Source organism: Actinomadura citrea (assembly GCF_013409045.1).
Classification (GTDB): domain Bacteria; phylum Actinomycetota; class Actinomycetes; order Streptosporangiales; family Streptosporangiaceae; genus Spirillospora; species Spirillospora citrea.
On the sequence record NZ_JACCBT010000001.1, the window covers coordinates 3517375 to 3539992 of the forward strand.

Sequence of the window (22618 nt, forward strand, 5' to 3'; positions counted from 1 at the left end):
GAGCCATGAAGGACGACTTCGTCTTTATCGATGAGCTTCCATCTGGAACATCCGGAATTCGCTGGGACGCCAAGTACGCCACCTGGGACAACTTCACCGGCAAGCCCGTGGACGGGTATCTGGCCAATCGGATCGTCGGTACGAGGGCGCTGTGCGAAGCCCTGGAACGCGCGCGTGAGAAGGCCGAGACCCAGGGCTTCGGCCTGCTTCTCTGGGACGGTTACCGCCCGCAGCGCGCCGTCGACTGCTTCGTGCGCTGGTCAGAGCAGCCGGAAGACGGCCTCACGAAGAGACGGCACTATCCGAACATCAGCCGGGCCGAGATGTTCGAGCGGGGATACGTCGCCGCCAAGTCGGGTCACAGCCGGGGCAGCACCGTCGACCTCACGCTCTACGACCTCGCTTCCCAGGAGATCGTCCCCATGGGCGGTGGTCATGACCTGATGGATCCCCTCTCCCACCATGGAGCACAAGGGATCACGCAAGCCGAAGCGAGAAACCGCCAGCACCTCCGTGCCCTCATGGAGGCCTGCGGTTTCACCGCATACGACTGCGAGTGGTGGCATTACACGCTGGCCGACGAACCGTATCCGGACACCTATTTCGATTTCCCCATCACCTCCCGCTCACGTGGGTGAGCACGCCGAAAGGACGGCGTACCCCGACGCGCTGTCGGAGTGCGCCGTCTCTGGAGCCGGAACGAACGCGCTGGAGATGAGCGGCAGGAAGATCAGCGGCATCGCGTTGATGAAGATCTCTCAGTTGGGCCCGACGAGTTCGACGCGCTTGCTCAGGTCCTCGGGCAGTGCCAGGACCTGTTCCACGGTCCATGGCCCGCCCGGCGGTAGGCAAAGCTCACGTCCTTCAGCCTCCTCCCGGCTGGTGGTGACAGTCGGGTGATGGGTGGCTTGCCGCCCAGGGCCGAGTGGGGGCATGTGGTGTTGTAGTACTCGAGCCAGGAGCGGCGGGCTTGGGTCCGCTGTGAGTTGCTGCTGTAGGGCGCCGATCAACCGGATGCCTAACTCGACTTGAGCCCCGCCCACGTTCGCCGGCCGAGAAGTACCGCGTCCCGGCCGCCTTCCAGCAGGCCTGCACCCAACTCGGCGCCCGACAGAAGTCCACCCGGCCCCGCCCTGACTTGGCTCAAGATCGCTGATCTTGGGTAGGGTGCTGGCTGTTGAGCTGCGGTTTCGTCGTGTGAACGGCGAAAATCTGCGCACTAAGCGGCCGGTTCTAGGGGTCTGCCCATCGCTTCCCGGTTACGGCTTCAGCGACAAGCCGGCCGCGCCGGGGTGGGGGATCGAGCGGATATCCGACGCGTGGTGCGAGCTGATGGCCCGGCTCGGCTACCGGCGGTTCGGCGCCCAGGGCAGCGACTGGGGCACCAGCATCGCCACGAGCATCGGTCAACGGCAACCCGATCGGGTCGTCGGCATCCATCTCATGCCGCCGCTCGCACCGCCCGATCCGGCCACGTTGGACGACCTCACCGGTGCCGAGCGGGCGGCGCTCGCGACACTGCGGGAGGCGGACGAATGGGGCTCCGGATACTCGGCGCAGCAGTCGACCCGGCCGCAGACGGTCGGCTACGGGCTGGTCGACTCGCCGGCCGCCCTCTGCGCCTGGATCGTCGAGAAGTTCTGGTCGTGGACCGACTCCGGTGGCGACCTGCATCGGGTTATTACCCGGGATGAGCTGCTCGACAACCTGATGCTCTACTGGCTGCCCGGCACCGGTGCCTCATCCGCCCGGCTGTACTGGGAAAGCCTCCGGCAGGTCAACGGATAGATCTCCGGGTCGGCCGGCGCGCCGGTGACCGTACCCACCGGCTGTTCGGTCTTCCCCAAGGAGCTGCAGCGCCCGTCTCGGCGGTGGGCGGAGCGCCGGTTCCCGAACATCCGGTACTGGAACGAGCCCGGCAAGGGCGGCCACTTCGCGGCGTTCGAGCAGCCGGCGTTGTTCGTCGACGAGGTCCGGTCATTCTTCCGGCTGGTCCGCTGATGGTCACCCGTACTCGGTAAGCGGCTGGCTAAAGATCAACAAGTGCCCATCGGGTGTCCGTACGTTGAAGTCGCGCATCCCGTAGGGCCGGTCAGCCAGTGGCTCGACGATGTCGGCGCCGCGGGCGCGCAGCTCGTCGTGGCAGGAATCGACGTCGTCGACGACAACCGTCACCCTGGCCGGGCCGACGCTGCTTTCGGCGTACAGGTGGAACTCAGCGGTGTCGCGGATCACGGCCGCGTAGCTAGGTGGGGTCTCCCAGGTGAATATGGTGTCGAATCCGAGCACGTCCGTAAAGTACGACCGCGCTGCCTGCACATCTCGGCACGGCAGCACGGGAACCGCCACCCGCATGACCATTCCGTCACCTTACCTGACTTTGGCTCAAGATCGCTGATCTTGGGTAGGGTGCTGGCTGTTGAGCTGCGGTTTCGTCGTGTGAACGGCGAAAATCTGCGCACTAAGCGGCCGGTTCTAGGCTGTCTCTCGTGGCGTATGTGCGCACGGTGAAGACGGCGTCGGGGGCCAGGGCGGTGCAGATCGTGCACTCCTCGCGTCGCGGGTCGCGGGACATCGAGCACATCGGCTCGGCGCATGACGATGCGGCGTTGGAGGCGCTCAAGGCGGTGGCGAGGCAGCGTCTGGCTGTGGGGCAGCCCGAGCTCGACTTTGGCCCGGACTTCGCGGCGTTGCAGGCCGGCAGTGGTGCTGGTGGTGGGCCGCTTGCGATCACGTCGTCGCGGATGGGGTACCTGTGGGACGCGCTCGGCCACGCCTACCAGCTGTTGGGGTTCGAGGAGGCCGCTGGTGGTGACGAGGTGTTCCGATTACTGGTGCTGGCACGGATCGTCGAGCCGACCAGCAAGCTGGACAGTCTGCGGGTGGTCGAGGAGGCAGGTTTCGACCCGCCGGCGTACGCGACCCTCAAGCGGCGTCTGCCCGCGTTCGCGAAAGAGTCCTGGCGGCAGAAGTTGGCCGCGGCGTGCGCCCGCACCGCTGATCTGGGGCCGGCGTCACTGGTTCTCTACGATGTGTCCACCTTGTACTTCGAGACCGATGCCGGGGACGGGTTCCGTGAGCCCGGGTTCTCCAAAGAACGCCGCCTGGAGCCGCAGATCACGATCGGGCTGCTCACCGACGCAAGCGGGTTTCCGTTGATGGCTAACGCGTTCGAGGGCAACCGGGGCGAGACCACTACGATGCTGCCGACCATCCGTGCGTTCATGGATGCCCACCAGCTGGCTGATGTCACGGTCGTGGCCGACGCTGGCATGATCTCTGCGGCCAACCAGCAGGCCATCGAGGCCGCGGGGTTGTCGTTCATCCTCGGCGCGCGGATACCCGACGTGCCGTACGTGGTCCAGGCGTGGCGCCACGAGCACCCGGATGAGCAGATCCCCGACGGGCACATCTTCACCCAGCCCTGGCCTGCCGGCCCCAAGGACCAGCGCCGCGACCAGATCATCTAATACCAGTACCGGGCGGACCGGGCTCGGCGCACCCTGCACGGCATCGACGAACAGGTCGCCAAGGCCGAGCAGGCCGTCGCCGGCAAGACCGCGGTCAAACGCAACCGGTTCATCCAGCTCACCGGCGCCACCAAGAGTGTCAACCGGACCCTGGAAGCCAAGGCACGCGCCCTTGCCGGCCTCAAAGGCTACGTCACCAACCTCCCGGACGTCACCGCCGAGTTCGTGATCGACGCCTACCACCGACTGTTCCACATCGAGAAGTCGTTCCGAACGTCTAAACACGACCTACGTGCGCGGCCGATCTACCACCACAAGCGCGAGTCGATCGACGCACACCTGACGGTCGTGTTCGCCGCCCTGGCCGTCAGCAGGTGGATCGAGCAGACCACCGGCTGGTCGATCAAGAAGTTCGTGCGCACCACCCGCCGCTACCGCACCATCAACATCCAGGCCGGCGAGCACACCCTCACCGCCGTCGACCCGCTACCCGACGACCTCCGCGATGCCCTCACCCGCATCCACGACCGCGGTGCGCACTAATTTGAGCCAAGTCAGGTTCCAGCAGGCCTGCACCCAACTCGGCGCCCGACAGAAGTCCACCCGGCCCCGCTGCCCCTTGCCAACGGCCATACCGAAAGCCTCAATCGCACCCTGGCCACCGAATTCAGGCGGACGCCGCGGTGGCCTGTGAAGGGCGGCGGTCCGGGGCGGGTGGATCAGGGCCTGATCGGGCAGTTGGGTTCCCAGGATCCTGAGCGGCTCGGCTCGGCGGGTCGCCGACCGGTGAAAGTGGTGTGGACGGATTTGTCAGACCTTGCGTTCGTGGACGTAGCACCATCGCCAGGTGGGTTCCGGACCCATTGCCGCGGTGACCGGATGGTCGGTCTCCTGGTAGTGCGCTTGTGCGTGCTGGCGCGGCGAGTCGTCGGAGCAGGCCACCCAGCCGCAGATCAGGCAGATCCGGAGAGCCTCCCACCCGCCCCCGTGTTCCCCGCACGCCGGGCAGCCGCGTGATCGTGGAGTGACGGGCGTCAACCCGTCCACGTGCTCGCAGTGCGGTGCCGAGCCGTTCGGGCTGGTGGGCACACGCGAGGCCATGGCGGCGACCCTCATGTCGTTGTCCATGAAATGTCTCCCTCTCTTCGGGGCCGCGACGCGTTGGCTTCTGGATCAGTACTCCGATTCCGGGCGTAGGGGGCCGCCGACGGCGTGCAGGTGCCGCAAGACCTGGGCGTAGGAGTTGGTGAGGGTCGTCTCGTAGTAGGCGATGTCATGGCGGGTGCAGAAGGCGCGCACGAGGGCTTGGGCGCGGGGAAGATTGGGGCGCGGCATGGACGGGAAGAGGTGGTGCTCGATCTGGTAGTTCAGTCCGCCGAGCGCGAAGTCGGTGAGCGGGCCGCCGCGGATGTTGCGGGCGGTCAGGACCTGGCGGCGCAGGAAGTCGGACCTGTGGTCCTTTGCGAAGATCGGCATGCCCTTGTGGTTGGGAGCGAAGGAGCAGCCCAGATAGAGCCCGAAGAGCCCTTGCTGCAGGAGGAGGAAACCTGCGGCCTGAGCGGGGGAAAGCACCCAGAACAGGGCGGTGAGGTACCCGCCCGCGTGAGCGAGCAACAGGCCGCCCTCAACCGACCGGGACCTCCCGGAGGTGGTCGCGTGCGATGCCGGGCCACGGCCGAACAGGGAGCGGACCCCCGCGAGGTGCAGGTGAAGCCCTTCCAGGAGCAGCATCGGGAAGAACAGCCATGCCTGGTGCCGGGCCAGCCAGGCACCGGCGCCGCGCCGGGCCCGAGCGCTCTCGCGGGTGAAGGTGATCGCGCCGGTGCCGATGTCGGGATCGCGGTCGACCTGGTTCGGGTGGGCGTGGTGCCGGTTGTGCTTGGCGACCCACCATCCGTAGCCGAGGCCGACGAGCAGATTGCCGTGCAACCGTCCGAGCAGGTCGTTGACCCGCTTGGAATCTGAGATCTGCTGGTGGCCCGCATCATGGCCGAGGAACGCGGTCTGGGTGAACACGGCAGCCAGGAACGCCGCCACCAGAAGCTGCCACCAGGACGGGCCGATCAGCGCGAAGGCCGCCCATCCGGCGGCGAGCAGCAGCAGGTTCGTCGCGATCTTCATCCCGTAGTAGCCGGGACGCCGGGCGAGCAGCCCGGCGCGTTTCACCTCGCGGGACAGCACCGCGTAGTCGCTGCCCCGGCGGGCCCGGCCGGCGTCGTCTCGGCTGGGCGCGTCGCTGTGGTCGGGTTCGTCGCTGTGGTTGGGTGTGCCGCCGTATGTGTCGCCTGCAGGCATGCGCGTGGTCATGGCCTGTCGCTCCAAGGGGTTCTCTGACCGGGGACGGGGCGAACGCGAACGCGAACCGATCGCGATCGGGCGCTTGGGGAGCGCCTACTCCCAGTTGAGCCCGGCTTCCAGCCGACCGTAAGGAGCGATACGAGCAGGCGCGATCAGTGGGGGTGATAACCGCTGGTAGTGGTCATGCCGATCCATTAAAGCTCCAATGGTCGAGGTGACACTGGAGACAGCCTGAACAAGCAGATCAATTGGCAGCGCCCCCGAGCAGCGGAATAGCCACTCATATTCCTGTCAGAGTACGAAGTCGGTGTGATCGCTGTGATAGTTCCGCGAGGCGGTCTTGGCCGCGGCGGTCCAGGCCGGCACTTTCCCGGGGGTGGGGGTCGAGATGGGCCCGGTGGTGTCGAACCAGCATGCGAATGCGCACCTCGTGTGCTCGCCGCCGGCCGCCGTCGTGGTCAGGTAGGCGACCTGGTCTTTCATCCAGTTCACGTTTCGTGTGCCGGTTCTGCCGTAGCCGATCTCCGGGACCGCCCATGGGATGTTCTTGGAGCGGGCGAACCTCACGGCCGGTCCCCACAGGGTGGGGCCGCTGCCGACGTGGGAGTAGCCGTCCACGCCGAGGACGTCCACAAGCCCGCCGCCCGGCCAGGTGTCGGCATAGGTGCTGCCGGCCTTGGGTGAGGTCCCTGACCAGGTGGTGAGGATCTGGATCGTGTACAGGTGCGTCCAGCCCTCCGACTGCACCTGACGTACCAGTTGGCAGAAGCGTTTCAAGGCCGCCGTGTACGTCGCGAGGCGGAAGGCGCCGTTGCGGATCTTTCCGTCGCCCTCGTGCCAGATCGACACGAACGCGACATGGCTCTTGGGGATGGACCGGAGGAACCTCAGCGTCTGGGCGTCCAGGCTTCGGCCGGCCATCGCGGTGATCGAGGGTTTTCCGCTCCAGCAGCTGGCCCGCTTCCCGACGTCCACACCGGCGTTGCACGCCGCCCAGGACGTGGGCATGCCTGCAGCGGCGGGCTCGTAGGAGCGGCGGATGGTCAGCGGCCCGTACGCGGCGTCTTTCGCGGCGAAGTCGGAGCCGGACAGGTTCTGCGGGCAGGCCCCCCACAGGATCGCATTCCGGTTTTTCGTCACGGGATCGCCTCCGCCTTTGTCTGTAGGGCGCACTGCCCTTGGGTATGCCGGAAGCGATCACACCGACGGCGCTGGCGGACGGACAACCGACGCTGCTAGATGTACTCCAGCTTCACGTGTTTCATCCTTAGCCGCCGCGCCTGACCGACCCAGTAACCCTGTCCGGTAAGGCTCGCAGGAACCTTCGGGCTGAACTAGAAGTCGCGCCGGAAGTATTCTGATCCGCCGGGTCAGGGGGATGTGTCGGTTGTATTCCTCGCCGCGAGAAACGCGCCCTGTGGATCGCCGCCTTCTGATCGACTCGTAGGTATTCGTTTCGTGGCCCAAAAGGTGCAGAGAAGACAATTTGGGCACCTATTCACGGCGTCTGAACCAGGGCCACCGCGTGTTGTTCTACCGTGTCGCCCGTGAATTCCCTCGCCATGACCACCGGCGGTCTGCGAGAGCCTCAGATCGGGGGTCAGTGCCCGGCGGCGGGCGTGAGCGGTGGGAGCAGGAGCAGTTCATGCGCCCGCTTTGCCGTCGGCGCCGGTTCGTCGTGGTCGGGGGTGTCCAGGGGAGCGTCCTCCACGGCGGCGGCCAGCAGCCGGGCCGCTTCGGCGAGCGCGGCCACCTGCCGCTCCAGCACCGCGACGCGGTGCTCCAGAGCCAGGGCGGACGAACCATGGGAGATCTGCCTCGCCATCGCGAAGCTCCTTAAGCTCGGCGAGCCGCCCCGGTGGCGGCCACGGTGCCGACTCCAGCGTCGATCGCGTGCCCGCTCGACCGTAGGGACCTTCGTCCCCGCCTCGACGGCGACGGTCCTTTCGTCCCGACCGCGACCCTCACGCCAGATCGCAAGGAAGCAGGGCGATGTCCTCGAAGCCGGGCGTCCACCACGGGCGGCCCCCGGATGTCACGCCGAACGCCTCGATCCCTGGGCGGGCCTCCGCCCAGGCGCGGGCCGCGCCGCCCATGGCGAAGGCCGCGGTGGCGAGCGCGTCGACCTCGGTGAGGTGGCGCCCGACCAGCGTGACGGAGGCGAGGCCCGTGGCGGGACGGCCGGTGCGGGGGTCGAGGATGTGCCGGCCGCGCTCGGCGGTGCCCGAGGTGGCGACGGCGATGTCGCGACCGGAGACGGCGGCGATGAGCCCGCTCCGGTCGCGGGGGTCGGCGATGCCGATCCGCCACGGGTCTCCGGGCCCGGCCTCGCCGCGCGCCTGCACGTCGCCGCCGCCGTTCACGCAGTGGTCGTGCGCGCCGGCGTCGTGGAGGATTGTCGAGGCCCGCTCGATCGCCCAGCCCTTGACCACGCCGCTGGGGTCGAGCCGGCCCCCCGGTTCGCAGGTGAACGCGCCGCCGGTGATCCGTTCGAACTCCGCGCCGAGGCGCAGGACCTCCGCGACCTCGGGATCGCATCCGCCGACCCCGACGCGGCCGTCCGCCAGGCGCGTGACCTGGCTGTCGGGGCGGTAGGGGGAGAAGACGCGGTCGACGTGGTGCAGCCAGGCGACGGCCCGCGCGAGGGCCGCGGTGACGGACGGCGAGCGCGGCGTGCGGATGTCGAAGGAGAACGCCGTCCCCATCACGTGCTCGACGTGGCGGATCCCCTCAGCCACGGGCACGGTCCAGGGCGCTTTGCAGGGAGGTGATGTAACCCTCGCTGGTGTAGGTGGCGCCGGAGACGGCGTCGATGTGTGCGTCGCCCGCCGCGAGGGCCTCCTCGGTGAGCTGCGGGAGGGCGAAGGACGCGATCTCGCGGTCGCGGCCGTTCTCCGACGGGGAGCGAAGGACGCGGACGGCGCTGAGGCGCCCGCCCGACATCGTGATCTCGACCTGGACCGGGCCGTAGCGGGTGTCGACGCTCTGTCCCCGGTAGGTCCCGTTCGCCGGGTTCGCTCCGCCGCTCGTGCCGCTGCTCGTCCCCCTGCTCGTCGCGCCGCCCGCGGTGGGCGGCGGCGTGGCGGAGTCCTCCTGCTGGTGCGGTTTCAACGACAGCAGCAGCACGACCCCCGCGATCGTCGCGCTCGTTGTGAACAGGGCTCGGCGCATGTGGTCCGGTCCTCTCAGAACTCGAAGGATTCGGATCGGACGTGGCGGCGTCGCACGCCGGCCTGCCTGAGCGCGCGCCGGGCGGCGGCCATCATGCCGGGCGGCCCGCACAGGTAGACGTCCCGGTGCCGGATGTCGGGGACGAGGCCGCCGAGCGCACGGCCGTCCAGCGACAGGGAGTAGTGGGACGGCTCGTCGACGAAGTAGTGGGCGCGGGCGCCGCGGAGGCGGGCGATCTCGTCCAGTTCGCCGCGCAGGGCCAGATCTTCGGGCCGGCGGGCGAGATAGACGAGGGTCACGTCGCCGGGCAGGGTCTCGAACAGCGTCCGCAGCGGGGTGATGCCGACGCCGCCGGCGATCAGCAGGGCCCGGTCGTGGTCCGGCCGCGCCCCGGTGAACCCGCCGTAGGGCCCCTCCGCCCAGACCCGCGTCCCGGGGCGGAGCCGGGCCAGCGCCCGGCTGTGGCCCCCGGCGGCCTTGACGGTGATCCGGAGCCGGTGCCCGCGGGGCGGCTCGGACAGCGAGTAGGGATTGGCCGTCCACCGCAGGCCCGGGGCGAGGAACCTCCAGCGGAAGAACTGGCCCGGTTCGGCGCGCAGTTCGTCCAGGTGGCGGCCGCTCATGTAGACCGAGACGATCCCGGGCGCCTCGGCGTGGACGGCGGTGACACGCAGGCCGTGCCGGATCCCGCGCACGGCGGGCATCAGGAACCGGAACCAGGCGAGGACGACGGCGACGCCGATGTACAGGGTGTACCAGGCCGCCTTCGCCCAGGGCGATCCGGCGAACTGGGCGCCGTTGGCGAGCTGGTGCGAGAACGCCAGGAAGACGGCCAGGTAGGTGGCGAAGTGCAGGTAGTGCCACGTCACGTAGCTCAGCCGCCGCCGGGCCGCCCTGGCGGAGGTGATCCCGACGCCGAGGAGGAGCAGGAACCCGGCCGTGCCCCTGAGCATCTCGGGGTAGTCGACGACCACCGTCGCCGTCTCGTGGACGATGTCGGTACGGGCCGTCACCGCGTACCCCCAGATGATCAGGAGGGCGTGCGCCAGCACGAGGCAGACGGTGTACCGGCCGCCCATCGCGTGCCAGCGGGCCAGCCGGTCGGTGCCCACGCCCCGTTCGAGCGCCGGCACGCGGGCCATCAGGGCCAGCAGGACGGCGCACCCGTATCCCGCCAGCAGCCCGGTGACGCGCCCCGCCTCCGTCAGCCAGCCGTCCAGGCCGGTGACCGGGCCGGTGCTCCGCCACCACAGCGCCAGCACCGCCACCGCCCCGGCGTGGACCAGCACCTGCGGCCACCCGTGTGGGAGGCGCCACGACGGCCGCCTGACCTGCGGGGACGGCCGCATGATGTCATACCTGGTCGTCGTCATGGCGGCCACCCTGCCAGCGCAGTTTCTGAGTTCCCTCTGACAGCATGGGAGAAGGCGCCTCTCAGAGCCTTTTCAGAGGGAAGGCAGAGGTTGGAGAGGGATGCTGGCCGGACCATGACAAAGGACGAACCCGCGGTCGCGGGCCTGCGGCGGGCCGACGGGACGCCCGTGCGGGTCCTCGTCGTCGACGACGAACCGGACCTGGCGGAGGTGCTGTCGCGCGTGCTGGCCTCAGAGGGCTGGGCGGTGCGGACGGCGGGCGACGGCGCGGGCGCGCTCGCCGCCGCGCGCGACTTCCACCCCGACGCCGTCGTGCTGGACGTGATGCTCCCCGACATCGACGGCCTGCAGGTGCTGCGGCGGCTGCGCGCCGACACGCCCGACGTGTGCGTGCTGTTCCTGACCGCCAAGGACGCCGTCGAGGACCGCATCGCCGGCATCACCGCAGGCGGCGACGACTACGTGACCAAGCCGTTCAGCCTGGAGGAGGTCCTGGCGCGGCTGCGGGGGCTGCTGCGCAGGGCGGGCATGGCACGGCAGGTCGACGCCGGCCGGCTGCTCACCGTCGGCGGCCTGGCCATGGACGAGGACGCCCGGGAGGTGACCCGCGACGGCGAGGTCGTGGAGTTGACGCCCACCGAGTTCGAGCTGCTGCGGTTCCTCCTGCGCAACCCGCGCCGGGTCCTCAGCAAGGCCCAGATCCTCGACCGCGTCTGGGCCTACGACTTCGGTGGCCAGGCCCACGTCGTCGAGCTGTACATCAGCTACCTGCGCAAGAAGATCGACGCGGGCCGGACGCCGATGATCCACACCGTGCGCGGCGTCGGGTACGTGCTGAAACCTGGGACGGGGGCTTCGTGAGGGGCCCGCGCACGCTGCGGGCCCGGCTCACCGCCGGGCTGCTCGTCCTGCTGGCGCTGAGCTGCCTCGCCGTGGGCATCGCCACCGCGACCGCGCTCGACCGGTTCCTCATGGGGCGGCTGGACGAGCAGCTGACCGCGTCCGGCGGGCGGTTCCCGGCGAGCCTCGAACACGAGCGGCGCCATGACGCCGACGACCGTCCGGACACCCGAGGGCAGGCGCCGGGGACGTTCGGCGCGCGGCTGTTCGGCCGGACGGTGACGCAGGCCGCGGTCGTGCGCGACAGCTCCGACGAGCCCGTGCCGCTCGACGCGGCGGACCGGCGCGCCCTGGCCGCCCTCACGCCCGATGGCCGGGCGCGCTCGCTCGATCTTTCGGGTCTGGAGGAGTACCGGGTGATGGCGGTCCGCGGCGACGACGGGGACGTCCTGGTCACCGGGCTGCCGGTGCGTCCCGCCGAGGAGACGCTGCACCGCGTCATCCTGGTGGAGGCGATCGTCTTCGCGGCCGTGCTCGCCGCCGCCGGGATCGCGGCGGCGGCCTGGGTCGGACTGGCCCTGCGCCCGTTGCGGCGGGTCGCCGCGACCGCGTCCCGGGTCACCGAGCTGCCGCTGGCCAGCGGGGAGGTGGCGATGCCCGAGCGCGTCCCCGACACCGACCCCGGCACCGAGGTCGGGCAGGTCGGCGCCGCGCTGAACCGGATGCTCGGCCACGTCGAGAACGCGCTGGCCCGCCGGCATGCCGGCGAGGAGCGGCTCCGCCGCTTCGCCGCCGACGCGAGCCACGAGCTGCGCACCCCCGTCGCCGCGATCCGCGGTCACGCCGAACTCGCCCTGCGCACGACCGAGCCCGTTCCGGCGGGGGTGCGGCACGCGCTGGGGCGCATCGAGGCCGAGTCGGTCCGGATGTCCGAACTCGTCGACGACCTGCTGCTCCTCGCCCGCCTGGACACCGGCCGCCCGTTGGAGACGGGCCCGGTGGACCTGACCCGCATCATCTTGGACGCCACCGCCGACGCCCGCGCCGCCGGCCCCCGGCACCGCTGGGAACTGGTGCTCCCGGAGGAACCGGTGACCGTCACCGGGGACGCCCGGCGCCTCCACCAGCTGGTCGCCAACCTGCTCGCCAACGCGCGCGCCCACACGCCCCCGGGTACCCACGTCACCGTGCGGCTCGCGGTCCGGGAGGACGCCGTGGGGCTCGACGTGGAGGACGACGGTCCCGGCGTCCCGGCCGGCCTGCGCGAGGAGATCTTCCAGCGGTTCGTCCGCGCCGACCAGGGCCGGTCCCGCAGCGCGGGCGGCACGGGTCTCGGACTGGCCATCGTCCAGGCGGTGGCCGCCGCCCACGGCGGCCGCGCCGAACTCGTCGAGGGGGAGCACACGCTGTTCCGCGTGACCCTTCCGAGCTCGGAGGCCGAAGACCCGCAGATGGGGCCCCAGCGCTGAATCACCGCCGCGCCGTACGGGTGTCCTTTACCGGGCCGTGCTCTCCACGCGGGCGCGCAGCCGGGTGCCGGCCAGGCTGATCGCCTCCGGCATCAAGGCCGCCGCGGCGTGGGCCCTGAGCGGGACGGCCATTGAGGTCCACCCGGAACGAGTGGTCCCTCGGACGCGGTCTTGGGGTCGCCGCGTACTCAGCCGAGGGCCAGGATCCGCGTGACCAGTCGAGCGGTCCGGCCGCCTTCCTGCTCCGCCACGTCGAGCGCCGTCCCGACGTCGAGGTCGTTCAGGAGGGCCCGCGTTACGGCGGCCTCCGCCGCGGGGGAGGAGCGGCCACGCCCCGCCGCGGCGAGGAGGCGGTCCAGGGCGGCCGCAGCGCGTTCGAGGGCGTCGGGCGTGTAGTCCCACTCCTGCGCCCAGGGCTCGGCGAGGAGCATGAACCGGACGGCCGGGGCCGGGTGGTCCTGGATCAGATCGGAGACCAGCACCAGGTTGCCGGTGGACTTGGCCATCTTGGCGCCGTCCCGGCAGACCGTCCCGACGTGCAGCCAGGCCCGGGAGAACGGCCGCACGCCGGTCAGCGCCTCGGCCATGGCGGCCTCGTAGGCGTGGTGGGGGAACCGCAGGTCGACGCCGCCGGCGTGCAGGTCCAGTGCCGGGCCGAAGGTCGTCATGGCCATCGCGGAGCACTCGGCGTGCCAGCCGGGCCGTCCCGCGCTCCAGGGACTGGGCCAGGCCGGCTCGCCCGACCGCGACGGCCGCCAGAGCGCGACGTCGAACGGGTCCTCCTTGCCGGGGTCGTCGGGCGCGTCGCCGTACTCGGCGAGGAGTTCGCGTGCCCGGCCGGCGTCGAGGCCGGCGCGCCCCGGGACCTCGCCGCCGCGGAAGTAGACCGCGCCGTCCCGCATGTACGCGTGGCCGGAGGCGAGGAGGCCCTGGGCGAGTGCGACGACCTCGCCGACATGGTTGTGCGCGCGGGGCTGGTGGTCGACGGCGTGGACGCCGAGGGCCTCCAGATCGCGTTCGAAGTAGAACTGCTGGACGGCGGCGAAGCTGTCGTACGGGCTGCCCGCTCGGTGCGCGGCCTGGTCCAGCACGTCGTCGACGTCGGTGACGTTGCGGCACACGCGCACCTCGCCGCCGGCGTGCCGCAGGACCCTCGCGGCGACGTCGGCCCAGACGAACGTGCGCGCATGGCCGAGGTGGGTCGCGTCGTACGGGGTGATCCCGCAGACGTACATGCGGGCGGGGCCGACGACGGGGAGGGGACGGCCGCCGATCCGCAGCGTGCGGCCGGGCGAGTTGAGATCCACGAGAGCGCCGCTCCTCAGGGTGGAAGAACCGGTTCTTCCCCTCTGCCCTACCCCGCCGGGCCCTTCCGGGCCGGGGGACGAAGGTCCCGACGACCGGTGACCTTGGGGGCCTGACCGACCGGGCCGGGCGCGGGGCGCTCGAACACGGTCACCCGATCTGGAGGGGGTGTCGTTCTCGGCGAAGAACATCCCCGCGTCCAGCGTGTTCATCCGCTGCATCGTGCGCCTCCGGCGTGGCGTCCCGGGCCTGCTAGGCCGAACGGGAGCGGCGGTCGAAGTCCGCCCATTCCTCGTCCCACTGCCGGTAGCGGCGCTTGTCGCAACCCCAGCGGACCATGAGGTAGACGGTGAGCAACGGCAGGCCCGTCACCGCCACGACCGCCGCGGCGGAAGACACGTCGTCACCGACCGTCCGCGCGTGTTTCCGCGGGCCCACCTCCTCCAGGCTGTGGCCGGGGGCCGTCCAGAGCACGCGGTGCTCGCCGATCGCGGTCGCGCGCCAGCTGGTGTACCGGCCGGTGTGCGGAGCGCCGTCCGCACCGGTCCAGATCACGGTGACCTCGCGCCCGGACTGCAGCGGCGTGGCCCCGACCACCGTCGCGTCGACCCGGTGGCGTGTCGCGGCCTCGTACCGTTCGGCGCGGACCCCCGCGGCGTGGACGGACCAGACGACGTGGGCGCAGGCGACCGGGGTGACGACCAGGAAGAGCAGCAGCAGAAGCAGCCCGACGCGCCACTGGGTCCGATCCACTTTCCGGCGCAGGGCGTTGTCGTCGAACCCGCAGCGGCGCCGCAGGCGGTCCGCGCGTGTCCTGGCGTCCGGAGCCTTCATGCCTGCTCCCCGGGTCGATGACCGAACGACCTCGGAAGTCGCCCGGAACGGCTCATACCGGCAGCCTTTCCCAGAGATGGGCCGCGCACCACGGACCGATGTCCTCGCCACGCGGCCCAAAGGTCCCTTTTTTGGGGTCGGGCCGCCAGCGCGCTCGGGTCAGAAGGACGAACGTCCCTGGCCGACGTGGCCAAGGACTCTGCGGAGCCGGGCCGCTGCTCGCCAGCGTGGAACAGAGCGGTCATCGACAGGGGAGGAAACGTGATGAGCATGAGGGTGCGCGGTACCGCGCTCGCCTGCGGCGCGACCGCCGCCTATGCGGCCGCGCTCCGCCCCGCTCTCCTGTCCTGGGGGGCCACCGACACGGAGGCGGCCACGTCGTATCCGAGCGACGAGCTGATCGAGAACGCGACGAGCCGGTCCACCATGGCGGCCTCGCTGCCCGCGCCGCCGGAGGCGGTCTGGCCGTGGCTGGTGCAGATGGGATGCGGACGGGCCGGCTGGTACAGCTGGGACCTGTTCGACAACGGCGGGCGTTCGAGCACGGACCGCATCGTCCCCGAGTGGCAGGACCTGGCGGTGGGCGACCGCGTGCCCACGGTCCCGAGCGGGGCGAGCTACTTCCGCGTCGAGGTCCTCGATCCGGGCAGGACCCTGGTGCTGCGGAGCGACCTGGAACTGCCGTCCGGGAGGTCGTTCGACCCGCGCGGAGCGATGCCGCGGGCGTTTGCGGACGGGATCTGGGCCTTCCACCTCCGCCGGCTGCCCGACGGGTGCACGCGGCTGATCGTCCGGACGCGCGGCCGCGGGGTGCCTTCAATAGCGAACCGGCTGTTCACCTGGATCCTCGGCGAGCCGGCGCACTTCATCATGCAGCACAGGCAGTTCCATGAGCTCCGCCGGCGCGTCGCCCGCCGCGAGTTCGCCGGGGCGGAGGGTGCGGAGGGCGCGGAGGCCGACCGGGCCCGCCGCGGGGACCTTCGGCTCCTCCGGTGACCGGTTCGCCGCCCACGTCCCGGGCCTGAGGCGAACGAAGGACTTTCGTCCCTGGTCCGGACGCCCGCGGCGAGGTGGAATGTAATCGGGCGAGGGAAGTCGAGCAGAAAGGGACGGAGAAGTGGGAGACCACGCACCGTCCATCTCGAAACGCTGCCTAAGCGGCGGAGGGCTTCTCCCGCCCCTCTCACGTTGTGCGGACGCCGTTTCCCGGCCATTGGCCGGGAAACGCGTTCACGGGCGCATCGGTTCCGGCACGGAGGTTCGCGATGTCTGACCGAGGCGGCGCACGCGAAGTGGTCGTCGGATTCGACGGATCGGTTCACGCCATGCAGGCGCTGGACTGGGCGCTGGACGAGGCGGAGCTGCGCGGATCGCCGTTGGCGCTGTGCCACGCGTGGCACTGGCCCTACCAGGGAGTCGCCCCCGAACTGGAGGAGGCGGGCCGGCGGTCTCTGCACGAGGCGGCGCAGCACGTGCTGGCCCACGGCGTCGAGTGCGCCCGGCAGCGCACGGCCGGGGTCGTGGTCAGGCCCGTGTCGGAGGAGGGATCGGCGGCGGAGCGCCTCACGGAGCTGTCGGCCGGCGCCGAGCTCCTCGTGCTCGGGTCCCGCGGGCTCGGGCGGCTGGCGCGCGTGCCGGTCGGCTCGGTCGCCGCGCACGTCGCCATGCACGCGCGCTGCCCGGTCATCGTGGTCAGGGGCGTCGGCGCGCTGCCCCGGCCCGGGGAGCCGAGGCCGGTCGTGGTCGTGGTGGACGGCTCGCCCGCGGCGGACGGCGCGCTCTCGTTCGCCGCCCGCGAGGCGGAGTCGCGGCAGCTGCCCCTGAAGATCGTCTACTCGGGCGCCGAGGGCGCGGCGTCGCCGGGTGCCGCGCTCCGGCGCTCGACGGTCCACGATCCGGTGGAGCGGGCCGTGGCGGTGATCGAGGAGCGGCACCCGGACGTCCTCACGCATCCGGAGAACCCCCTCGCGCCCCCGCCCGAGGCGCTGCGGGAGGCCGCGCAGGAGGCGCGTCTCCTGGTGGTCGGGGCCGCGCATCCCGCGTTCGGCTCGGTCGCGCAGTGGCTGCTGTACAACGCGGTCTGCCCGATCGCGGTGGTGACGCAGCCGGCATGAGGAATCTGCGCCTGCCCGCATCGGCCGGCCCTACATTCTCCGTCTATTTCGATCGCGCCGGGACGCGGCGGAAAGAACCGCGGAGAAACGGTGGGAAATGCTTCCCGCCGCTGAGGGAAGTCGACTGCTCGTCTCCGCGCTGACTTGTGCCGGCCGGCGGCGGAAGAGGGGCCGAAGGTCCCGCCTCCTGCGGACCGTCGCCCCTCCTGAGCGACGTCACCGGCAGGCGAGGCTGGAGCCGACCAGGCAGGAACCTTGAAGGGAAGTTCGCACATGAACGACGAGCCGATCACCGGTGTGGTCGTTGGCTACGACGGCTCCACCGGCGGTGTGCAGGCACTGGAGTGGGCCGCCGCCGAGGCCCGGACCCGGGGCCTGCCCCTGACCGTGCTCCACGTGTGGGACGTCTACGTCGGGGGCGGCCCGATCGCCATGCCGGTCGTCGACCTGCGGGCCGTTGCCGAGGAGAACCTCGGCAACGGGGTCGAGCAGGTCCGGAAGACGGCGCCGGAGCTGAGCGTGCGGGGGGTGCTGGCGCGGGGGCAGGCGGCCGCCCGGCTGATCGAGGCCGGACACGGCGCGGACATGATCGTGCTCGGCCCGCGGGGGCTCGGCGGGTTCGTCGGACTGGTGCTCGGCTCCGTCGGCGCGCAGGTGGCCGCGCACGCCCCCTGCCCGGTCGTGATCGTCCGCGGCGACCTCGTCCCGCCGCCGGAGCAGGTGCACGGGCACGTCGTCGTGGGAGTGGACGGTTCGCCGGTGTCGCGCGAAGCACTGGCGATGGCCTTCGCCGAGGCCGGCGCGCACGGCTGGGACGTGCACGCCGTCGTCGCCTGGGAGGCGGTCCCCGAGAAGGACGTCCCTCCGCTGGTGGACGAGGCCGGGCTGCGGGACGCCGCCGCGGCCAGGCTGGCCCGGCTGATGATCCCGGCGCGCGAGCTCCACCCCGACGTGAAGGTCGAGTTCGACGTCGTGATCGGGCCGCCGCGCGAGGTCCTGATGAACGCCGCGGAGGAGGCGCGCCTCCTCGTCGTCGGATCGCGGGGCCTCGGCGGGTTCCGCGGCCTGCTGCTCGGCTCGGTCAGCCACGCCCTGATCCACCACGCGCCCTGCCCGGTCGCGGTCGTCCACGCGACCTGAGCGAAGGCGCGCCCTCTGCCTGGTCTCTCCGAACGGGCTCCGGGGGCCGCCTTCAGCGGCCCCCGGACGTGCCCGTCAGTGCCCTGGTGCTTTCTCGTGCTCCGCCTGCGGCGCGGGCGCACGCTCGGGGCGCGGGGTCCGCAGGGTGGCGGCGGCCAGAGCCGCGCCGGCCAGCGCGACCAGTGCCGCGCCGGCGAACGCCGCCGAGAAGCCGTCGGTGAGCGCGCGCACGTCGCCGAGCCGGTCGGCGCCGAAGGAGGCGGCGATGGCGGTCATCGCGGCCAGGCCGAGGGCCGAACCGACCTGGTAGCTGGTGTTGACGATGCCGGACGCCAGGCCGCCCTCCTCCGGACGGGCGGCCGACAGCGCGGTGCCCAGGGAGGGGATGAAGGCCAGCGACATGCCCAGCGCCGCCACCAGCGAGGCGGGCAGGACGTCCACCCAGTAGTTCCCGTCCGGGCGGATCAGCGCCAGCCAGCCCATGCCGGCGGCCAGCACGAGCAGCCCGGTGACGATGGCGGCCTTGGGGCCGATGCGCCCGAGCACCCGCGGCGCCAGGACGATCATCCCGAGCATGATCAGCGCGGTCATCGGGACCAGCGCGGCACCGGAGGGGAAGGCGCTGTACCCGAGGACCCGCTGCAGGTAGAGGTTCAGGAAGAACCACATCGGGATCCACGCGCCGCCGAGCAGGAGCTGGGCGATGTTCGCGGCGCCCAGGTTCGGCGCGCGGAAGATCGACAGCGGCATCAACGGGGTGCGGCGGGACGCCTGGAGGGCCAGGAACGCGCCGAGCAGAACGAGTCCGCCGGCCAGTACGGCCCAGGTCGGCGCCGCGTCCCAGCCGACCTCGGGGGCGCGGACGACGGCGAAGACGAGGGCGCCGAGCCCGGCGGTCACGGTGAGCGCGCCGACCACGTCCACCGAGCCGCGGGCGCTCCCGGCGCCTCCGGGCATCAGCGCCGGCGCGGCGGCCAGCGCGAGTACGGCGATGGGAATGTTGATGTAGAAGACCCACGGCCAGGCCGCGTACTCGGTGATGACGCCTCCGAGGAACACCCCTGCGGTGCCCCCGGCGGGAGCCGCGGCGCCGTAGAGCGACAGCGCCTTGGTCAGCTCGCGGGGTTCGGAGCCGAACAGCATCATCAGCAGGGTGAGCGCGGCGGGCGCGATGAGCGCCGCGCCGACGCCCTGCAGGGCGCGGCCGGTCAGCTCGACGGGGACGGTGCCGGCGGCACCGGCCACCGCGGAGCCGGCGAGCAGGACCACCCAGCCGGCCGAGAACAGCCGGCGGGCCCCGAGCAGATCCGACAGGCGGCCGCCGAGCAGGAGCAGGCCGCCGAAGGCGACGACGTAGGCGTTGAACACCCAGGACAGGTCCTCCTGGGAGAAGCCCAGGTCGTCCTGGATGCGGGGGAGCGCCACCCCGATGATCGAGGTGTCCATGATCACCATGAACTGGGCGGTCGCGATGAGTGCCAGGGCCCACCACCGGCGGGTGGCGGGCGGCACGGAACGAGCGGACATATCCCCTCCACAAATTACCCTTAGGGGGTATCCCTGAGTCCGGCTTACCCTAGGGGGGTATATCCGAAACCGCAAGCGTCAGGAAGGGGACCATGCCCGTGACGTGCTGCTCGCTCGGCGGACGATGCGCCTGCTAGTACGGGGTAGGGGTACCTGCGGCAGTCGTTCCGGGTTTCTCTCGCCCGTCCGGGGACCCCGCGCGGGGCCGCTTCAACGGACGGACGTGCAGGCCGGCGCGAACCGGCGGTCGAGGTCGGTGAGCCGCAGGATCTTCGCCATCTGCGGGCGGGGACCGGTCAGGGTGACGGCGCCGCCGCGGCGGCGCGCCAGCCCGTCGGCGGCGACGAGCGCCGCCAGGCCCCGCGCGTCGCAGAAGGTCAGGCCGGAGACGTCGACCACGACGTCGGGTCCCCGTTCGCCGATGAGCCTGGCCAGCTCGATCCCGAACGCGGCGGACGAGGCGATGTCCAGCTCCCCGCGGGCCGTCACGCGCGACGTCCCGCCGTCATCGTCCTCGATCGACGTGACGAGCTCCCCGGACGCTTCCAGCCGGATCCCCTGCGTGCTCATGCCTTCCCCCTGGGCCTTTCCCGAATGCCCTAAGGCTCCTTTCTCGGGCGGCCCGCCGCCAGGGACCTAGGTCCTGCGTCGCCCCCGCCAAGGTCCGGCGGGCCGGGACGGCTCCGCTCGAAGAACGCCGGCGCCCGACCCGCCACGGGGTCATCCACCACGCGCAGTGCCCCGTCGCCGTCGTTCCCGCCCACTGATACCGACCGATCCCGTCGGCGGCGCGTGCCGCCGACGGGATCGCCGTGTCCGGGCGGAGGCCCGAGTCTCAGGCGGGGGCCGGGCTGCCGCGGCGGAGCCCGGTCTGGCGCATCATCCGCTGGAGGTCGTCGGTGGTGACGATCCCGAGCAGGTGGTGGTCCGCGGCGACGGCCGCGACGAGGCCGCCCGCGACGGGCGCCATCTGGAGCAGGTCGTCCACGGGCTGCTCGGGGCCGACGATCCGGTCCGATCCGAGCGGGACGCTCAGATCGGCGAGCGTGACGCCGGTCTCCTGCTTCGGGACGCGGGCCAGCCGGTCCACCGTGACGGCGCCGACGGGGTCGCCGGACACGCTCACGACCGGGAACACCGTCTGGCGGGACCGCGCCGCCACGTCCTGGACGAACGCGGACGCGGGCTGCCAGGCCCAGCCGTGGTCGGGGTCGCGCGTCATGACATCGGCGACCCGGAGGCCCTTCGCGGCCTCGCGGAGGTCCGTCCAGCGCGCCTCCGCCCGCGCCGAGCCGGCGATGAACCAGCCGACCACGGCCAGCCACAGCCCGTTGAACCAGCTCGACAGCAGCAGCACCAGCAGACCGGCGCCGATCATGGCCTGGCCGAGCACCATCCCGGCGCGCTGTGCGCTGCGCGTCGCGCTCGCGCGATCGCCGCGGCGGCCCCACAGCAGCGCGCGCAGGATGCGCCCGCCGTCCAGCGGCGCTCCCGGAAGCAGGTTGAACACCGCGATCAGGATGTTGCTCGCCGCCAGCCAGCTCAGCGAGGCGGTGACGATGACGGGGGCGCCGAGCGCGTGCCCGGCCGCCCAGGCCCCGGCGAACGCCGCCCCGGCCGCCGCGCTGGCCAGCGGGCCGACCCCGGCGATCTGGAGATCGGCGCGGGCGGTGGCGGGTTCGCCGTCCAGTTCCGCGAGGCCGCCCAGCGCCCACAGCGTGATCGAGCCGACCCGCACGCCGTGGCGGCGGGCGACCAGCGCGTGCGCGAACTCGTGCGCGGCCAGCGAGCCCATGAACAGCACGGCGACCAGCACGGCCGCCGTCCAGCGCGCGGCCGGGGCGGCGGTGGGCAGCACCGAGCGCGCGAGGATCTCGGCGATCAAGAACATGATCACCAGAACGGACCAGTGCATTCCGACGGAGATCCCCCGGAAGGTGCCGAGCCTGAACGTCTGCTTCATCGCGAGCCTCCTGCCGATACCACCAGGCTCGTGCGAGGGTCCGTCCGGGGGCAGAGGCGAATTTCCCCTCCCTATGGGCCTTTGGGCCCAAGGAGCGGCTACCGGCGCCCTCTCCGGCGGCGAAGGTCCCCGCCGCGGCGGACCTTTGGTCCCTGGCTCGTGCCGGACCGTCCGCGAAGGCTGGAAGCAGGCCGTGAGAGGACGCGTGATCTTCGGAGGAGCCATGTCCGCACCGATCGTCGTGGGGACCGACGGGTCCGCCGCCGCGGACCGGGCCGTCGACTGGGCGGCGGGCGAGGCGGCGCTGCGGCACCGGCCGCTGCACATCGTCCACGCGGCGGAGATCTGGCCGTACCAGGTCCACCGGTTCGTCCCGCCGGACGCGGGCGAACGCACCTCACCGGCCGGGCAGGCCGTGCTGCTGGAGGCCGAGAGCCGCGTCCTGGAGCGCCGGCCGGAGCTGCGGGTGACGACCGCGCTGGTCGTCGACGCGACGCCGGACGCGCTGCGCGACGAGGCGGAGAAGGCGTTCGAGCTGGTGCTCGGGCACCGCGGGCACGGCGGCTTCGCCGGGCTCCTGCTCGGCTCGGTCGCCCTGCGCATGGCGGGGCGGGCCGCCGTCCCGCTGGTGATCGTGCGTGACGGCGCCGCCGGCCGCGGTGAGGTCGTCGTGGGCTACGACGTCGCCGAGGAGCCGGGGGAGGCGCTCAGGTACGCCTTCGACGCGGCCGCCGCCCGCGGGGCGCGGCTGCGCGTCGTGCACGCATGGCAGCTCTGCGCGGGCATGGACGAACCCGGATACGCCCTCGACGAGGAGCGACTGAACGACGAGCGGCGGGCGCGGGTCATCGAGGCCTACGCTCCGCTCCGCGAGAGGTATCCGCTGGTCGGTGTGGCCAACGACGTCCTCGTCGGGCACCCGGTGTCGGAGCTGACCAGGGCGTCGCGGACGGCGGACCTGGTCGTCGTCGGCGCGCACCACCACCGCTGGGGCCTGTTCCGGCTCGGCTCCATCGGCCACGGGGTGATCCACCACGCCGAGTGCCCGGTGGCCGTCGTCGGCGGGCCCCGATAGAGCGCCGGCGTGGGGGCGTCCGCGGACACGCTTCGGACA

At 71.8% G+C, this 22618-nt stretch carries 22 protein-coding genes and 1 pseudogene; 10 read left to right on the top strand and 13 right to left on the bottom strand.

Going from position 1 to position 22618, the window contains the following annotated elements; all coding sequences use genetic code 11:
• Positions 1-5 precede the first annotated feature (5 nt).
• The 3 genes from vanX to BJ999_RS41295 all read left to right on the top strand — a co-directional run bounded on the left by vanX (position 6) and on the right by BJ999_RS41295 (position 2001).
• Entirely contained in the window at positions 6-638 is a 633-nt protein-coding gene (vanX, locus tag BJ999_RS16570) for a D-Ala-D-Ala dipeptidase VanX (RefSeq protein ID WP_179834130.1), read from the top strand.
• A gap of 529 nt (positions 639-1167) precedes the next feature.
• Positions 1168-1788 (top strand): alpha/beta fold hydrolase, encoded by a 621-nt coding sequence (locus tag BJ999_RS16580; protein WP_218935090.1) that lies wholly within the window; start codon positions 1168-1170, stop codon positions 1786-1788.
• Positions 1789-1812: 24 nt separating this feature from the next.
• Positions 1813-2001 carry an alpha/beta fold hydrolase gene (locus BJ999_RS41295; RefSeq protein ID WP_207709950.1) on the top strand — a complete coding sequence of 63 codons (189 nt, stop codon included), beginning with the start codon at positions 1813-1815 and terminating at the stop codon, positions 1999-2001.
• 3 nt (positions 2002-2004) lie between these two features.
• Here the strand turns inward: BJ999_RS41295 and BJ999_RS16585 are convergent, their stop codons facing one another.
• Complete coding sequence (locus BJ999_RS16585) at positions 2005-2361, bottom strand: VOC family protein (protein ID WP_053731577.1); 357 nt, start codon at positions 2359-2361, stop codon at positions 2005-2007.
• A 128-nt stretch (positions 2362-2489) separates the two neighbouring features.
• Here BJ999_RS16585 and BJ999_RS16590 point away from each other — a divergent pair.
• A pseudogene (locus tag BJ999_RS16590) lies at positions 2490-4013 on the top strand (IS1634 family transposase).
• 267 nt (positions 4014-4280) lie between these two features.
• On the opposite strand, the gene BJ999_RS16595 reads toward BJ999_RS16590, so the two are convergent.
• The 7 genes from BJ999_RS16595 to BJ999_RS16625 all read right to left on the bottom strand — a co-directional run bounded on the left by BJ999_RS16595 (position 4281) and on the right by BJ999_RS16625 (position 10312).
• Positions 4281-4598, bottom strand: a complete 318-nt coding sequence (locus BJ999_RS16595) for a UBP-type zinc finger domain-containing protein (RefSeq protein WP_179834131.1) — start codon at positions 4596-4598, stop codon at positions 4281-4283.
• Positions 4599-4643: 45 nt separating this feature from the next.
• Positions 4644-5777: a fatty acid desaturase family protein gene (locus BJ999_RS16600; protein ID WP_229810454.1), complete on the bottom strand. Its 1134-nt coding sequence runs from the start codon at positions 5775-5777 to the stop codon at positions 4644-4646.
• 282 nt (positions 5778-6059) lie between these two features.
• The gene (locus BJ999_RS16605) at positions 6060-6908 is read right to left on the bottom strand and encodes a glycoside hydrolase family 26 protein (protein ID WP_179834132.1); all 849 of its coding nucleotides are present in this window, start codon (positions 6906-6908) and stop codon (positions 6060-6062) included.
• A gap of 460 nt (positions 6909-7368) precedes the next feature.
• Entirely contained in the window at positions 7369-7593 is a 225-nt protein-coding gene (locus tag BJ999_RS16610) for a hypothetical protein (RefSeq protein WP_179834133.1), read from the bottom strand.
• Positions 7594-7732: 139 nt separating this feature from the next.
• Positions 7733-8506 (bottom strand): FAD:protein FMN transferase, encoded by a 774-nt coding sequence (locus tag BJ999_RS16615; RefSeq protein WP_229810453.1) that lies wholly within the window; start codon positions 8504-8506, stop codon positions 7733-7735.
• Positions 8499-8939, bottom strand: a complete 441-nt coding sequence (locus BJ999_RS16620) for an FMN-binding protein (RefSeq protein ID WP_179834134.1) — start codon at positions 8937-8939, stop codon at positions 8499-8501. The genes BJ999_RS16615 and BJ999_RS16620 overlap by 8 nt, the downstream gene beginning before the upstream one ends.
• A gap of 14 nt (positions 8940-8953) precedes the next feature.
• Positions 8954-10312 carry a ferredoxin reductase family protein gene (locus tag BJ999_RS16625; protein WP_179834135.1) on the bottom strand — a complete coding sequence of 453 codons (1359 nt, stop codon included), beginning with the start codon at positions 10310-10312 and terminating at the stop codon, positions 8954-8956.
• A gap of 114 nt (positions 10313-10426) precedes the next feature.
• On the opposite strand from BJ999_RS16625, the gene BJ999_RS16630 reads away from it, so the two are divergent.
• Both BJ999_RS16630 and BJ999_RS16635 read left to right on the top strand, forming a co-directional pair.
• The gene (locus BJ999_RS16630; RefSeq protein ID WP_276514110.1) at positions 10427-11173 is read left to right on the top strand and encodes a response regulator transcription factor; all 747 of its coding nucleotides are present in this window, start codon (positions 10427-10429) and stop codon (positions 11171-11173) included.
• Positions 11170-12621, top strand: a complete 1452-nt coding sequence (locus BJ999_RS16635; RefSeq protein WP_179834136.1) for a sensor histidine kinase — start codon at positions 11170-11172, stop codon at positions 12619-12621. Before BJ999_RS16630 ends, BJ999_RS16635 begins: the two co-directional genes overlap by 4 nt.
• A 188-nt stretch (positions 12622-12809) precedes the next feature.
• Here BJ999_RS16635 and BJ999_RS16640 read toward each other — a convergent pair whose 3' ends face one another.
• Positions 12810-13928, bottom strand: a complete 1119-nt coding sequence (locus tag BJ999_RS16640; protein WP_229810452.1) for a class I tRNA ligase family protein — start codon at positions 13926-13928, stop codon at positions 12810-12812.
• A gap of 250 nt (positions 13929-14178) precedes the next feature.
• Positions 14179-14760 carry an Rv1733c family protein gene (locus BJ999_RS16645; RefSeq protein ID WP_179834137.1) on the bottom strand — a complete coding sequence of 194 codons (582 nt, stop codon included), beginning with the start codon at positions 14758-14760 and terminating at the stop codon, positions 14179-14181.
• A gap of 264 nt (positions 14761-15024) precedes the next feature.
• Here BJ999_RS16645 and BJ999_RS16650 point away from each other — a divergent pair, with 264 nt between their 5' ends.
• From BJ999_RS16650 to BJ999_RS16660, 3 genes are all read left to right on the top strand, one after another.
• Positions 15025-15756: a hypothetical protein gene (locus BJ999_RS16650; protein ID WP_179834138.1), complete on the top strand. Its 732-nt coding sequence runs from the start codon at positions 15025-15027 to the stop codon at positions 15754-15756.
• A gap of 269 nt (positions 15757-16025) precedes the next feature.
• Positions 16026-16874 carry a universal stress protein gene (locus BJ999_RS16655; RefSeq protein ID WP_179834139.1) on the top strand — a complete coding sequence of 283 codons (849 nt, stop codon included), beginning with the start codon at positions 16026-16028 and terminating at the stop codon, positions 16872-16874.
• Positions 16875-17147: 273 nt separating this feature from the next.
• A complete protein-coding gene (locus BJ999_RS16660; RefSeq protein WP_179834140.1) occupies positions 17148-18014 on the top strand; it encodes a universal stress protein in 867 nt (288 codons plus the stop codon).
• Between the two features lie 75 nt (positions 18015-18089).
• Here the strand turns inward: BJ999_RS16660 and BJ999_RS16665 are convergent, their stop codons facing one another.
• The 3 genes from BJ999_RS16665 to BJ999_RS16675 form a co-directional block, all read right to left on the bottom strand.
• On the bottom strand, positions 18090-19541 hold the full coding sequence (locus BJ999_RS16665) for an MFS transporter (protein ID WP_179834141.1): 1452 nt from the start codon (positions 19539-19541) through the stop codon (positions 18090-18092).
• Positions 19542-19751: 210 nt separating this feature from the next.
• Positions 19752-20111 carry an STAS domain-containing protein gene (locus BJ999_RS16670; protein ID WP_179834142.1) on the bottom strand — a complete coding sequence of 120 codons (360 nt, stop codon included), beginning with the start codon at positions 20109-20111 and terminating at the stop codon, positions 19752-19754.
• A gap of 265 nt (positions 20112-20376) precedes the next feature.
• A complete protein-coding gene (locus BJ999_RS16675; RefSeq protein ID WP_179834143.1) occupies positions 20377-21504 on the bottom strand; it encodes a site-2 protease family protein in 1128 nt (375 codons plus the stop codon).
• Positions 21505-21727: 223 nt separating this feature from the next.
• Here BJ999_RS16675 and BJ999_RS16680 point away from each other — a divergent pair, with 223 nt between their 5' ends.
• Positions 21728-22579, top strand: a complete 852-nt coding sequence (locus BJ999_RS16680; RefSeq protein ID WP_179834144.1) for a universal stress protein — start codon at positions 21728-21730, stop codon at positions 22577-22579.
• Positions 22580-22618: the final 39 nt, after the last annotated feature.